Origin of the sequence: Streptomyces sp. NA04227 (assembly GCF_013364195.1) — a bacterium.
Taxonomy (GTDB): Bacteria; Actinomycetota; Actinomycetes; order Streptomycetales; family Streptomycetaceae; genus Streptomyces.
In genome coordinates, this window is the sequence record NZ_CP054918.1 from 1,875,860 (window position 1) to 1,889,955 (window position 14,096).

The 14,096-nt window shown below is 71.3% G+C and carries 12 protein-coding genes; 8 read left to right on the forward strand and 4 right to left on the reverse strand.

Translation table 11 applies throughout. From position 1 onward, the window contains the following. The first annotated feature begins 1 nt into the window (after position 1). The 4 genes from casB to cas6e are packed head-to-tail and all read left to right on the forward strand — an operon-like array spanning position 2 to position 3,512. A complete protein-coding gene (gene casB / locus HUT18_RS07830) occupies positions 2-697 on the forward strand; it encodes a type I-E CRISPR-associated protein Cse2/CasB (protein ID WP_254878475.1) in 696 nt (231 codons plus the stop codon). Between the two features lie 37 nt (positions 698-734). Beyond that, positions 735-1,880, forward strand: a complete 1,146-nt coding sequence (gene cas7e / locus HUT18_RS07835; RefSeq protein WP_176099037.1) for a type I-E CRISPR-associated protein Cas7/Cse4/CasC — start codon at positions 735-737, stop codon at positions 1,878-1,880. Continuing rightward, on the forward strand, positions 1,877-2,740 hold the full coding sequence (cas5e, locus tag HUT18_RS07840) for a type I-E CRISPR-associated protein Cas5/CasD (protein WP_176099039.1): 864 nt from the start codon (positions 1,877-1,879) through the stop codon (positions 2,738-2,740). Before cas7e ends, cas5e begins: the two co-directional genes overlap by 4 nt. 4 nt (positions 2,741-2,744) lie before the next feature. Beyond that, positions 2,745-3,512 carry a type I-E CRISPR-associated protein Cas6/Cse3/CasE gene (gene cas6e, locus HUT18_RS07845; protein ID WP_176099041.1) on the forward strand — a complete coding sequence of 256 codons (768 nt, stop codon included), beginning with the start codon at positions 2,745-2,747 and terminating at the stop codon, positions 3,510-3,512. Positions 3,513-3,668: 156 nt separating this feature from the next. Here the strand turns inward: cas6e and HUT18_RS07850 are convergent, their stop codons facing one another. The 4 genes from HUT18_RS07850 to HUT18_RS07865 all read right to left on the reverse strand — a co-directional run bounded on the left by HUT18_RS07850 (position 3,669) and on the right by HUT18_RS07865 (position 8,033). Beyond that, on the reverse strand, positions 3,669-4,022 hold the full coding sequence (locus HUT18_RS07850; RefSeq protein ID WP_176104356.1) for a cupin domain-containing protein: 354 nt from the start codon (positions 4,020-4,022) through the stop codon (positions 3,669-3,671). 188 nt (positions 4,023-4,210) lie between these two features. Further along, positions 4,211-5,170 carry a PD40 domain-containing protein gene (locus tag HUT18_RS07855; RefSeq protein ID WP_176099043.1) on the reverse strand — a complete coding sequence of 320 codons (960 nt, stop codon included), beginning with the start codon at positions 5,168-5,170 and terminating at the stop codon, positions 4,211-4,213. 28 nt (positions 5,171-5,198) lie between these two features. After that, a complete protein-coding gene (locus HUT18_RS07860; protein WP_254878476.1) occupies positions 5,199-6,380 on the reverse strand; it encodes an MFS transporter in 1,182 nt (393 codons plus the stop codon). A gap of 243 nt (positions 6,381-6,623) precedes the next feature. Beyond that, entirely contained in the window at positions 6,624-8,033 is a 1,410-nt protein-coding gene (locus tag HUT18_RS07865; RefSeq protein ID WP_176099046.1) for an RICIN domain-containing protein, read from the reverse strand. 276 nt (positions 8,034-8,309) lie between these two features. On the opposite strand from HUT18_RS07865, the gene HUT18_RS07870 reads away from it, so the two are divergent. The 4 genes from HUT18_RS07870 (at position 8,310) to HUT18_RS07885 (ending at position 13,801) form a co-directional block, all read left to right on the forward strand. Beyond that, a complete protein-coding gene (locus HUT18_RS07870; protein WP_176099048.1) occupies positions 8,310-9,023 on the forward strand; it encodes a TetR/AcrR family transcriptional regulator in 714 nt (237 codons plus the stop codon). A gap of 423 nt (positions 9,024-9,446) precedes the next feature. Further along, positions 9,447-10,967 (forward strand): NAD(P)/FAD-dependent oxidoreductase, encoded by a 1,521-nt coding sequence (locus HUT18_RS07875; RefSeq protein ID WP_176099050.1) that lies wholly within the window; start codon positions 9,447-9,449, stop codon positions 10,965-10,967. Positions 10,968-11,105: 138 nt separating this feature from the next. Beyond that, on the forward strand, positions 11,106-12,095 hold the full coding sequence (locus tag HUT18_RS07880) for a diiron oxygenase (protein ID WP_176099051.1): 990 nt from the start codon (positions 11,106-11,108) through the stop codon (positions 12,093-12,095). Positions 12,096-12,112: 17 nt separating this feature from the next. Further along, positions 12,113-13,801, forward strand: a complete 1,689-nt coding sequence (locus tag HUT18_RS07885) for an FAD-dependent oxidoreductase (protein WP_176099053.1) — start codon at positions 12,113-12,115, stop codon at positions 13,799-13,801. The last annotated feature ends 295 nt before the right edge of the window (positions 13,802-14,096 follow it).

Here is a 14,096-nt window from a genome sequence, read left to right on the forward strand (position 1 = left end):
CGTGACCCATTCCCAGCCCACCGAACCGGAGCAGGCCAAGCCCCGCAAGGCCTTCTACTGGCACCGCTACCTCCGCGCCGACGGCACCTGGATCCGGCCGGTGGAGAGCAACGGACCTCCCGGTGAGGAACTGGCCGCCCTGCGGTCGGGGCTCGGTCACCCGGCGGGCTCGGTGATGGCCCTGTGGCCGTACTACGCCACGGAGACGGACGGCGAGCTCACGTCCGAACTCATCGCCGAACACGGGGCGTTGACCCTCTACGGCCTGCACCAGCAAGGCCAGAGGCGCCCCATGCACCGCAGGGACATGAACCTCGGTGCGGCGCTGCGCAGACTGCGCGACAGCGAGAAGTTCCTCGACAGCGCCCTCGACCGCAGGGTCGAGGCGGCGGCGACCACCACCTCCGTCGACGCCCTGCTCTACCGGCTGCGCGGCCTGGTCACCCAACTACGCGGACAGGGCGTTCCGTTGGACTACGACCAGCTCGTGCGCGACCTGCGCCAGTGGCCGTACGCGGAGCGACGGCAGTGGGTGCGGCGGAGGTGGGGCCTCGCCTACTACGCCCGTGGCGGCCAGGACGGCCAAGGCAACCAGGGCGGCCGAGGCGACCAAGGCGGCCCGGACAACGACGCTCGCGGCACCGCGCCGACGGCCCCCTCCGCACCCGACAACACCCAAGCGCCGTCAGGGAATTGACCACCGCCGACGCCTGACCCGACCGGAGCCCTTCGCCATGACCCTTCCGCCTCGCCTCTACGTCGACGTACACATCCTGCAGACCGTGCCCCCGGCCAATCTCAACCGCGACGACCAGGGCAACCCGAAAGAGGCCTACTACGGCGGGAGCCGCCGGTCCCGCGTCTCCTCGCAGGCGTGGAAGCGCGCCACCCGTATGCACTTCACCGAGCAGATGCCCGCGCACGACCTCGCGACGCGCACCCGCCGGGTCGCCAGCGCCCTGACCGCGGTCCTGCGGGAACGCACCGCACTGGACGAGGAACCGGCGGGCAGGCTCGCGGACGCACTGCTGGCACCGCTGAAGATCAAGGCGGGCCGCAAGAAGGGCGACACCGCCTATCTGCTCTTCTACGGGCGCCGTCAACTCGCCAATGTCGCACAGCTGGTGAGCGAGCGCGCCGCCCAACTCGTCGCGCTGGGCGACAAAGAGCTCCAGGCCGAGATCGAACAGCTGCCCGTGGCCCAGCAGTTCAGCACCGGTCATTCGCTGGACGTGGCGCTCTTCGGCCGGATGGTGGCCGACCTCGCCGCGCTGCGCGTGGACGCGGCGGTCCAGGTCGCCCACGCCCTGTCCACCCACTCCGTGACCCTGGAGTTCGACTACTTCACCGCCGTCGACGACCATGCCGAGGAGCAGCAGGAGACCGGAGCCGGAATGATCGGCACCATCGGCTTCAACTCCGCGACCCTCTACCGGTACGCCACGGTGGGCCTGCACCAACTGCGGGAGAACCTCGGCGACGACGCGGCCGCCGTCGACGGAATCGGCACGTTCCTCACCTCGTTCGCCCGCTCCGTCCCCAGCGGATACCGCAACTCCTTCGCCCACCAGACCCTGCCCAGCCTGGTGTCGGTGGTCCTGCGGTCCGACCAGCCGGTCAACCTCGTCACCGCCTACGAAGAACCCGTCGCCCCCTCCTCCGGCATCTCCGCCGAGTCCGCCCGGCGCCTGGCCGAGGAGTACCGCACCGCCGTCGAACGGTGGGGCGACACCCCCCTCTTCAGCGGAGTCAGTCACGCCTTCCACGGGGAGACGGCGCAGCGGCTGGAAGCGGCCTTCGGACCGGCGCTGGCCTTCCCCGAGCTGGTCGACGGTGTGACCGAGCAGCTGTCCGCCGCGATCGACGAGGCCGCCCGATGACTTCGGCGGCAGCGCACACCCCCGCCCGCACCGGGCCCGGCGACCGGGCCGTCCTGGTCCTGCGGCTGGCCGGACCCCTGCAATCCTGGGGCGCGCAGGGGGCGTTCAACGTACGGGAAACCAAGTCCGAACCCACCAAGTCCGGTGTGCTCGGTCTCCTCGCCGCTGCCCTGGGCCTGCCCCGGGAAGCACCGCTGGACGAGCTGCTCGCCCTGCGGATGGGGGTGCGCACCGATGTTCCGGGCACCCTGCTGCGGGACTACCACGTCGCCAGTGACTTCCGGGGCAGGCCACTGCCCCAGGCGGGAGTCACGGCCAAGGGCGTGCAGCGGCCGACGTCACCCGCCAAGGTCACCCACGTCACCTCGCGCTACTACCTCCAGGACGCCCTGTTCGTGGCCGCGTTGGAAGGCCCGCGCGACCTGTTGGAGCGACTCGACGAAGCGGTCCGGGCGCCCCACTACCCGCTCGCCCTGGGCCGCCGCTCGTGCCCGCCCGCACAGCCCCTGCTTCTCGGCATCGAGGAGGGGGACCTGGAGGGTGTGCTGCGCGGACTCGTCTGGCAGGCCTCGGAGCGCGCCAAGCAGAGCTACGCCCACAAGCTCGGGCGACGACGCGGCCTCGACGGCCCCTTCCGCACCGGGACACTGCCGTGCGCGGCGACGTTCGAGGACGCCGAGGGCGACGACGTCCTGCGGGACGTGCCGCTCTCCTTCGACCTGCACGAACGCGCCTTCCTGAGCCGTCGGGTGCGCCACGAGTGGCTGCGGATCCCCACCGGCTTCGCCGAGTTCGACGCCGCCACGGAGAACGACGCGGACGAGAACGTGCACGACCCCTTCGACCTTCTGGGCCGGTGAGCACATGCCGTACCTGTCCCGTATCCGCATCAACCCGCTGCGCGCGGAGAGCCGTCGCTACCTGGAGAGCCCTCGCGCGGTCCATGGGGCGGTCATGGGGGGCCTCGCCGGTTCGGCGAGCGACGAGCGGCCGCTGTGGAGGCTCGACTCCGACGACCCGCGCCGCCCGCATCTGCTCGTCCTCACCCGTGCCCGGCCCGACTGGTCACACATCGTCGAGCGGGCAGGCTGGCCGGACGCGGACGGAGAGCACTCACTGGTACGTGACTACGCGCCCCTGCTCGCCCTCCTCGCGCCGGGCCGCGAGTTCCGCTTCCGTCTCACCGCCAACCCGGTGCAGAACAGCTCCTCGCCCACTTCCCCAACTTCCGTACAGCGCAAGCGCATTGCCGCGGAACCCGCCCCCGATCGCCGACGAGGTTTCCGGCTGGCACATCGCACGGCCGCGGCCCAGCTCCACTGGTTCCTCCAGCGAACCGAACGCTGGGGCTTCGAAGTGCCCGCCTCCCGCACCGACCTCCCGGCAGCCGGTCTGGAGGTCCCGCCCGACCCCGACCCCGACGCCGTGCCGCGAGAGGTACGCATCACCGCACGCCAACGGCACAACTTCGCGAAGAACGGCCGGGGTCCAAAGGTCACCTTCCACAGCGTCACCTTCGAGGGCCGCCTCACGGTCACCGACGCCGAAGCCCTGACCCACCACTTGCTGAACGGCATCGGCCCGGCGAAGGCGTACGGCTGTGGGTTGTTGACGCTGGCAGCGGTCCGCTAGCGAACGCCGCCGAACGCCCCCACCCACAGCCCCCGTACAGGTGCCGCTACGCACGGGTACGGCTCAACTGCCCGTACCGCCTGCCAGATGTCGTACGCGTACGGCCCCGCACACGGAGCCCGCCCAAGGACCCCGCGTACGTGGGTGTTTACGCGCTCAGCCGCCCTTCGCGTAGTTGGCCGCACCGGCGAAGTCGTAGACCACGCACGCTTCACTGCCGGTGACCCAGGCGTCGTGGCCGGGGGTGACGACCATGGCGTCGCCGGGGCCGAAGTCGACCTCCTGGCCGTCGTCCATGCGTACGTGCAGGTGCCCGCTCTCCACGTATCCCTTGTGCTCGGCCATACAGGAATCCGTGCCGGCGAGCGGCTTGACGTCCTGCGACCAGCGCCAGCCCGGTTCGAAGAGGGCCTTGCCGAAGGTCATGCCCTGCATCTCGAGGACGTCCAGATGACCGTGCGGGAAGTCACGGTGTTCGTCGGGGTGGTTCACGCTCTTGCATTCGATCACTGCCACCCACCTCCTTCATCATTGAAGGTTTGCCGCTTTTATCCCATTCTCCAGCGTTCCATGGCTCCGTGCAGACCATCAAGGGGCGAGCCCGTGGCAACACCGGACCACCACTCTCGGCGACCGGATGGACACGCGCCGCCCCGGGGGCTGCCCCGCACGGGCACACGACGACCCGACGCCGAGGACTACGACGCATCCCGGTCCGTCGTCACCGAAGGCGAACTCCCCCGTACCAACCGACCAGGCGCCCCCGAACCGTCCGCCGGAACCGTGAACACGGTGGAGCCGTCGCCGTCGCGGCGGGCGTAGGCGATCGTGGCGTTGTCCAGCCAGGCGGGCTGGTCGTCGAGGTGGGCGCGCTCGGCGAGTGGGGTGTCGTGGTGCGTGCGCAGATCGAGTACGTGGAGGCGCCAGCGGTCGCCGTGGACGCGCTTCTTGTAGGCGATCCGGGTTCCGTCGGGGGACAGGGACGGGCATTCGACCTTCTCGCGTACGGAGACCAGTGAGCGCTTGCGCAGATCGCCACGCATGAGCCGGGTGCTGCCCTTGCTGGCCATGGTCACGTAGAAGGTGCGGTCGTCCGCGGCGAAGGTGATGCCCCAGAAGTTCCGGTCCTCCGCCCGGTACCGATGGCCCTCGACCGTCACGGCGAAGTCCTCCAGGGAGCCCACGTGGGTACCGTCGCGCAGGTCGTAGAAGCCCGCGGTGGTGGAGAAGCGGCCCTGTTGCAGGTAGGAGTCGCCGGAGCGGAACACGGTCCAGGCGACCAGGTTGCCGGACGGGGAGACCCGGGTGCGGCTGGGCTCGCCCCAGACCGGCAGGGTGAGCGTGGGTTTCGCCCGGCCGGTGCGGTAGACGCGGACCTCGGAGGAGAACGGGCCGGGCAGCCCGTACAGACAGGCCAGGGTCCCGGCGGCCGCCGCCGCCCGGGTGCACGCCGGACCGTCGGCGAGGTGCTTGCCGTCCCTGGTGGACTGCTCGACGCGCTGGGTCCCGTTGGTCACCGTGACCACCGTGCCCGTTCTGGCGAGGTCGAGCGTGCCGCTGCCGCGCTCGGTGCCCGCACTCTGCCAGGCGACCATCCCTCCGGCGGTGAGGACCAGGGCGCCGACGAGTACCGCGCCGGTCAGATGGCGGGAGTTCATTGGCAACTTCCTTGATTCCGGCGGGAGTTCATCGCGCACTGTCCTGCTCGGGTACCGGACGGAGGGTCAGCCAGGCGAGCGCCGCCCCCAGCCCGACGGCGAAGACCGCGAACGCGAGCGGCAGCCCCTGCCACGCGGCGAGGGCTCCGAACGCGATGGCACCCAGGGCGCGGCAGAGCGCCTGCACGCTCTGTACGGCGGCGAGTCCCGTGGTGCGGGCCTGCTCAGGGAGGTGCGGTGCCACATAGGCCATCAGTACGCCGTCGGTCGCGGCGTAGAACAGGCCGTGCAGGGCGAGGACCACGGCCACGGCCGGCCAGCCGTCGCAGGGGGCGGCGAGGACGAAGAGGTAGGCGCAGGCGAGCAGTACGTGCCCGCGGACGAAGACCTGGCGGCGGCCGATGCGGTCGGCCAGGCGGCCGGTGGGGGTCGCGGCGGCCATGAAGACGAAGGCGGTGATGAGCGGCAGCAGCGGCAGGGCGGCGACCGGTGCGTCCAGGCGTTGTTGGAGGGCTACGAAGAGGGTCATGTCGCCGACCGTGAACGCGCCGAGGACGGCGGTGGTCCACACACAGCGGCGGACCTCGGGCTGCCGGAGCGCGGCCGGGACGTCGCGCAGGCCGCGCAGGCGCTCGCCGGCCGCGGCCGGGAGCCGTCCGTCCACGAAGCACACCATGATCACGACACCGGCGGCCGCGAGGCAGAAGCTGACCAGGAAGGCGGTGTCGTACCCGCCGGGGACGGCGGCGAGGACGCCAAAGGCGAGCAGGGGGCCGAGCAGCGCTCCGCAGGTGTCCATGGTGCGGTGTACGCCGAAGGCCCGGCCGAGGTCCTGTTCGGTGGCGGCCGCGGTGATGAGGGCGTCCCGTGGTGCGGTGCGCAGGCCCTTGCCGGTGCGGTCGGCGGCCACCATGAGGCCCATTCCCGCGGCGGAGGTGCCCATGGCGGGCAGGCCGAGGCGGGTCAGGGCGGAGAGCGCGTATCCGGCGGTGGCGACGGCCTTCGGCCGGTCGAGTCGGTCCGCGAGGTACCCGCCGCCGAGCCGGAACAGGGCGGTCGCGCCCGTGTAGAGGCCGTCCAGGGCGCCGAGTTGGAGGAATCCGACGCCGAGTCCGTAGACCAGGTACATCGGCAGTACAGCGGTGACCATTTCGGCCGAGGCGTCGGTGACGAGGCTGACCGTTCCGAGGGCGAGGACGGTCGGGGCCACGGCCGATCGGCCCCGGCCGGGTCTCCCGCGGCCGGGACCCGTGCGCCGCGGACCGGTTCGCGGGGCGTGCCGGTCCGTGGCACGGGTGTGGGACAGGTACATGGACTGGCTTCCGATGGATTCCGGTGGATTTCCGATGGATTCCGGTGGACGGGAGACCGGTGGATCAAGGAAGAACGCCGCGGCCCGCGAGGGCGGGATCCGTAGCGGATCCGCGAGGAACTCGCCCCCGCGGACCGGGCGTCAGGGAAGCTTGACGAACCGCCAGGTCTGCAACGGGCTGTCGGTACGCGGCTGTTGGGTCAGCGCCGCACCGCTACTGGCCGCCGAGGCGGCGAGGGCGAGCCCGCCCGCCTTGTTGACCAGGTGATAGCCGCTGCCGCTCGCGCTGCGCAGGATGGACCACCGCTGGTTGTCGCCGCCGGTGCACGTCCACTGGACGATCTTCGTACCGGCGGTGGTGGAGGAGTTCGCGTTGTCGGCGCACATTCCGGAGGCGGCGTTCTTGAGCTGGTACGTGCCGTCGCTGTTGCGGGTGACGGTCCAGCGCTGGTTGCGGGCGCCGTTCGCGCGCCAGGCGACGAGTGAAGTCCCCGCCGTGGTCGAGGAGTTCGGGTTGTCGATCGCGTGGCCGCTGGGCAGACGGAGCTCGTAGGCGGAGCCGGAGAGGACCGGCGCGGTTCCGGCGGGGCCGGACTTGGCGTGGCACGTGCCGGTGACGGAGTCCGTGAAGGTGCGGCCCGCGACGGGCTTGAAGGAGAAGGAGTAGCCGCTTGGCGACAGCTCGAACCGCCCCACGCCGAAGGTGTTGTTGTTGTACACCTCCGAGGGTCCCGCGGTGTCGGTCCGCGAGGAGTACAGGGCCCGGCCGCCGGTGCCGATCACGAAGGACCGCAGCCCGTTCGCGGTGTCCTTGGTCCCGTCGGCCATGGCGGGGGCGAAGCGCTCGTAGTGGTGGTCGTGGCCGAAGACCGCGACATCGGCCTTGTAGTCGGTGAGCGCCTTGTAGAGGGCGCTGCCTGCGGCGTTGTCGCCGTGGTCGCCCGAGGAGAAGCGGGGGTGGTGCATGTACGCCATGGTGCAGGGGCGGTCGCTCTCGGCGAGGTCGGCCCGCAGCCACCGCTCCTGAGAGCTGCCCGCCTCCATACCGGCGTTGGAGTTCAGGGCCACCATGTGCCAGTCGCCGAGGTCGTAGCTGTAGTACCCCTTGTCGCGGCCGCCGGTCGGGACGCCCTTGCCCTCGTAGTAGTCGAAGTAGCCCGCGGCGCCCGCCGTGTAGTACTCGTGGTTGCCCGGGGTCGGGTACGTCCGCGCGTTGAACTTGCCCCAGGCCGGGTCGTACTGGGCGTTGTACTCGGCGAGCGTGCCCTTCTCGTAGGCGTTGTCGCCCGCGGTGATCACCGCGTCGGGAGCCATGGCGGTCACGACGTCGTCGGTCTGGTTGCACGCCGAGCCGCAGATGTCGCCGACGGCGGCGACGGTGACCGTGGCCCCCGGAGCCGGGGCGGGGAGGCGCGCGGGAGCCGCGGCGGCGGCCGTCGAGGTCTCCGGAGCAGCCTGCGACAAGGCGACCGCGGCCACGGCGGTGGCCAGTGCGGCGATCGGGACGGTCACCAGGGTGAGGCGTCTTCGGTGGTGAGCGGCTCTGGGCATGGGCGTTCGGCTCCTGTGGGGGTGGCAGGGAGGGGAGTGACCCCCGGACACCGCAGGGGTGTCCCGGGGAGTGTCCGGCCGTCGTGTTCCGGCCGGGGGGACGTCGAACCAGGGAGGAAGATATGCCGAATAAAGCCCGGTCGGCCCCCGGCCGTTCACAACGTTTACGGAAAATTCGGCACCGCCTCCCCGGGCCGTCGTCCACCGCCTCGCGGGGACCGTCGGGCCCCCGCCTCCCACGTCCGCCCCGGACGCACCCGTCGATATGCTGCCCGGGTGACGAAGGAGGGCTCGAAGCCGACGGAGGGCGCGAAGCCGCGGGACGAGGTCGACGGGCGTTCGAGGCGGTGGGAGGCACATCGGGCCCGGCGTCAGGACGAGTTCCTGGAGGCCGCCGTGGCCGCCGTCGAGGAGGAGGGGCCCGGGGTCGGGATCCGGCGGATCGCCGAGCGGATCGGGGTGCCGCGGTCCGCGGTGTACCGGCACTTCCGTGACCGCGCCGATCTCGACGAGCTGATCCGTAAGCGCGCCCTCGACTCGCTCATGGCCGAACTCGCGCCGACGCTGGAGCCCGACGGCACCGTCGTCGAGGCGATCCGGCGCTCCGTGGACGCGTACCTCGGGTGGATCGAGGAGCATCCCCGACTGCACGCCTTCCTCGGCCACGACGCACTGAGCCCGGCCGGGGACTCACCGACCGTCGCCGGCACCAAGGCGGAGATCGCCCACCGCACGGGGAAGCTGTTCCAGAGCGTGCTGCGTTCCGTCGGCAGGGACACCGGCCTCGCGCTCTCGCTCGCCTTCGGTCTTGTCGGGTTCGTGGACGCCACGGTCAACAACTGGCTGGCGGACAAGGGCGACAAGCCCAGCTCCACCGAGCTCGCCGAGTTCCTCGCCCGCTCGATCTGGTCCGTACTCGACGGCAACCTGCGCGCTCTGGGCACCGAGCTCGACCCGCACCGGCCGATGTCCGAGCTGCTGGGCGACTGAGGCCCGCCCGGCCCCACCCGCTCGCCCTCACCCGCTTCTCCCTCCACCCGTCGCACTCCGCGGCCTCGCCACTCCAGCCCCGCCGGTCCGGGACTACCGGTCCGACCCCGCCGATCCGGACTGCCGCACACCCTCTCCCCTATGTGACCCAGGTCACATCCATCCCCAATACCTGAAACAGCCTGTCGCAGGTAAATTTAGTGCTACCTCAAGTAACACTAAAACTGTTGCCCCACCGAGCCGGGTCACCACCGCGGGGCCACCGAGGGGAACGAAGCGGGGCAGGACACCGAGCCGCCGCGCGATCACGCCGCCCGGACGACAGAAGTCCACGCGCGCGGTTCACCGGAGAGGTTCGCCGGCGACAGCGGCGCCGCGAAGGCCCGTGCACAAGAGCCAGGAAGCAGTCAGAGGGAGACGGACATGAAACAGCGGCACGTCGACGTGATGATTCTCGGCGCGGGACTGTCGGGCATCAGCGCGGCCGTCCACCTGGCCAAGGGCAGCCCGGGTACCTCGTACGCGATTCTGGAGCGGCGCTCCCGGATCGGCGGGACCTGGGACCTGTTCCGCTACCCGGGCATCCGCTCGGACTCGGACATGTTCACCTTCGGCTACGGCTTCCGCGCCTGGCACGGCACCAAGATCCTGGCGGACGGGCCGAGCATCCGTGAGTACGTGCAGGAGACCGCGGACGAGTACGGCATCAGCGACCGCATCCTGTTCGGGCGCAAGGCGCTCAAGGCGAGCTGGTCGAGCGAGGCCGGGCTGTGGACGGTCGAGGCGCACGACGAGTCCACCGGCGAGCGGGAGATCCACACCGCCCGCTTCCTGGTGAACGCCACCGGCTACTACAACTACGACGAGGGCTACCGTCCGCGGTTCGCGGGCGAGGAGAAGTTCGGCGGCACCGTCGTCCACCCGCAGCACTGGCCCAAGGATCTGGACCACCGGGGCAAGCGTGTGGTCGTCATCGGCAGTGGTGCCACCGCGATCACGCTGGTGCCCGCGATGGCCGGGGAGGCCGAGCACGTCACGATGCTCCAGCGCTCGCCCACGTACATCATGACGCTGCCCACGCACGACCCGGTGTCGGTGGTACTGCGCAAGCTGCGCGTCCCGGCCCCGCTGGTGTACAAGCTCGGGCGGGCCCGCAACATCGCCCTGCAGCGCGGTCTGTACGCACTGTCCCGCTCGGCGCCGTGGCTGATGCGCAAGGTGCTGCTCGCGGGCGTGCGGGCACAGTTGGGGTCCAGGACGGACATGCGCCACTTCACTCCCACGTACAAGCCGTGGGACCAGCGGCTGTGCGTGGTGCCGAGCGGTGACCTGTTCAAGGTGCTGCGCAGCGGCGAGGCGTCGGTGGTGACCGACCACATCGAGACGTTCACCGAGAAGGGCATCAGGCTCAAGTCCGGCCAGGAGATCGAGGCGGACATCGTCATCACCGCCACCGGCCTCCAGGTGCAGATCGCCGGAGGTGCCGAGCTGGAGGTGGACGGCCGCCCGGTGTCCACCCGCGACCACGTGATCTACAAGGGCGTACTGCTCGACGGCATCCCGAACCTGGCGATCATCCTCGGCTACACCAACGCCTCCTGGACGCTCAAGGCGGACATGGCGTCCGACTACGTGAGCCGACTGCTCAACCACATGCGCGACAACGGCTATACGCGGGTGACGCCGGTGGCCACCGAGGCCGACCGGTCCCAGGAGTCCGCGATGGGCGACTCGCTGAGCTCCGGTTACATCCAGCGCGGCGACGCCGTCATGCCCCGCCAGGGCACCCGTGCCCCGTGGCGGATCTTCAACAACTACTACCGGGACCGGCGCGCGCTGCGGCGCTCCCCGATCGACGACGCCTCGCTGCACTTCGAGAGCAGGCCCACGGCGACCGGTGCCACCGAGCCGACCCGCGCCGACGTCCCGACCCGCGTCGCCTGACGCACCGTCACTTCCCGTCCGTACACCGGCCGCACCGTTCCACTCCCGGGCGGACCGGCCGGTGTGCGGCTCCCTCTGCCGCCGTCCGCCCCGGCGCCCGGCGATGCCGCACCCGACCACACGAAACCGAGGGCCGCGATGAAAGCACAGCTCAAGGCAGAGCAGAGCCACCTCAGTGACGCCGACTACGCCGAGGTGCTCAGGACCCTGTCCGAGGGGTCGGTGCACACGCACTTCGACGCGTTCACCGACATCGACTGGAACCACCCCGACTGGTACATCGACCCCAAGGACCCGCGCTGGGTGCTGCCCACGGCCGACCCGCTGGGCGGTCACCCGTGGTACCAGAACCTGCCGGTCGAGCGGCAGGCGGAGGTCGGCCTGATCCGGATGGCCAACATCGCCAAGGTCGGCATGCAGTTCGAGAACGTGCTCATCCGCGGTGCGATGGACTACCTGTTCAGCCTGCCCAACGGCAAGGCGGAGTTCCGGTACCTCACGCACGAGTGCACCGAGGAGACCCACCACACCCAGATGTTCCAGGAGTTCGTCAACCGCTCGGGCTGCGACGTGCCCGGCGGACGCCCCTCCTTCCGGGTGCTCAGCCGCTTCCTGCCGCTGGCCGGGTCGCTGTGGCCGGAGGTCTTCTTCACCGGCGTGCTCGCCGGTGAGGAGCCCATCGACCACCTGCAGAAGGCGGTGCTGCGCGAGGGCGGTCCGCAGCACCCGATGCTCCGGCGGATCATGCAGATCCACATCGCCGAGGAGGCCCGCCACATCTCCTTCGCGCACGAGTTCCTGAAGCGCAGGACGCCCCAACTGAGCCGCACGCGCAGGGCACTTCTGTCGATCGTGTTCCCCGTCGTGATGCGGGTCCTCGGCGATGTCATCACCATCCCCGGCAAGGAGGTCGCCCGGCAGATGGGCGTGCCGCACAAGGTGCTGCGCGAGGTGTTCTGGAAGAGCCCCTCGGGCGAGAAGATGCTCCGCGACGTCTTCGCCGACGTGCGCATGCTCGCCCAGGACGCCGGTCTGATGAACCCCGTCTCGCGCCGGGTGTGGAAGGCCCTGCGCATCGACGGACGCCCCTCCCGCCACCGCGGTGAACCGGCTTCGCTGGCCGCCTGAACGACCCAGGAAACCTCATGCCCTACGTCGTCACCCGCTCCTGCTGCGCCGACGCCTCCTGCGTCATGGCCTGCCCGGTGAACTGCATCCACCCCGCACCGGGCGAGCCCGGCTTCGCCGAGGCCGAGATGCTCTACGTCGACCCGCGCACCTGTGTCGACTGCGGCGCCTGCGCCACGGCCTGCCCGGTCGACGCGCTGAAGCCGCACACCCGGCTCACCGAGGCCGAGCAGCCCTTCCTCGACCTCAACTCCGCCTACTACACGGACGATCCGCACCCGGACCGCACGCCGATGGCGCTCGTCCCGGCGCAGCGCGAGCTGTCGGGGACCGGACTGCGGGTGGCCGTGGTGGGCGCGGGCCCGGCCGGTCTCTACGCCGCCGACGAACTGCTCAAGCACCCGGGCGTGACGGTCGACGTCCACGACCGGCTGCCCACCCCCTACGGTCTGGTGCGCGCGGGGGTCGCCCCGGACCACCAGGACACCAAGGGGGTCACCGCCCTCTTCGGCGCCATCGAGCGCCAGCGGGGGTTCACGTACCGGCTGGGCGTGGAGATCGGCAAGGACCTGCGCCACGAGGACCTGGTACGCGACTACCACGCCGTGATCTACGCGGTGGGCGCGGCCGGTGACCGGCGGCTCGGTATCGACGGCGAGGACCTGCCCGGCAGCGTCTGCGCCACCGACTTCGTCGCCTGGTACAACGCCCACCCGGACCAGTTGGGCGCCGAGTACCCGCTGGACCGCGAGCGGGCGGTCGTGGTCGGCAACGGCAATGTGGCCCTGGACGTGGCACGGGTGCTGACCGCCGACCCCGAGGCCCTGGCCCGTACCGACATCGCCGACACGGCCCTTGCCGCACTGCGCGACAGCCGGATCCGCGAGGTGGTGGTGCTCGGGCGGCGCGGCCCCGGCCAGGCCTCCTTCACCGTGCCCGAACTCATCGCGCTCGCCGCCCTGGACGGGGTCGACGTCCTCGTGGAGGGCGACGCCTTCACCGAGGACGGGGACGGCGTCGACGGCTCCGACGGGGCGTGGCTCGCGGGCGACCCGGCCAAGGCCGCGCTGCTCGCCGAACTGGCCGCACGGACACCGACTCCGGGCCGGCGCCGTATCGTCCTGCGCTTCCTGACCGCTCCGGCCCGGATCCTCGGCGAGGACCGGGTGAGCGGCCTGGAGGTGGCCCGTACCCGGCTGCACGCCGAGGACGACGGCACCGTACGCGCGGTGGCCACCGGACGGACGGAGGTCATCGAGGCCGGTCTTGTCCTGCGGGCCGTGGGGTACCGGGCCCGTCCGGTACCGGGGCTCCCGTTCGACGAGGCGAACGGCACCGTCCCGCACGAGCGGGGCCGGGTGGCGCCGGGCGTCTACGTCGCGGGCTGGATCAAACGCGGACCCAGCGGCTTCATCGGCACCAACAAGAGCTGCTCGCAGGAGACCGTCGAGGCGCTGCTCGACGACTTCGACGCGGGCCGGCTCACCGCACCCGCGCCCCGCGCCGCCGACCGGCGTCCGCCCGGCCTCGGGCTCGACGACTGGCAGGCCATCGACCGGGCCGAACGCGAGGCGGGCGCACTCCAGGGCCGCCCCCGGGTCAAACTGGCCGAGCGCACCGCCCTGTTGGAGGCCGCCGCCGTCCGGCCGCCCGTACGGCGACGGCTGCCGCTGACGGTGCTCAGGCGCAAGTCCACTCGCGCCTGACCGTCGGCGCAAGCGAAAGCGGAGCCGGAAGCCAAAGCCCGAAGCCGGGCGCCAGGACCCGGGAGTCGGAAGCCAGGACACCGAACCCGAGAACCGGAACCTGGCCCCCGGCCCCCGGCCCCCGGCCCCTGGCACCTGGCACCTGGCACCCGGAAGCCGAACCAACCACCCCACCCCACCCCGCCCCACCCCCGTATCGCGAAACCTCGCGAACATCCGGTGAAGGCGTCACCCGGTGTGACCCACCCGCAATAGGTTCGCTGCACGCACGCCGGTCGACGGTACGCGGCCACGG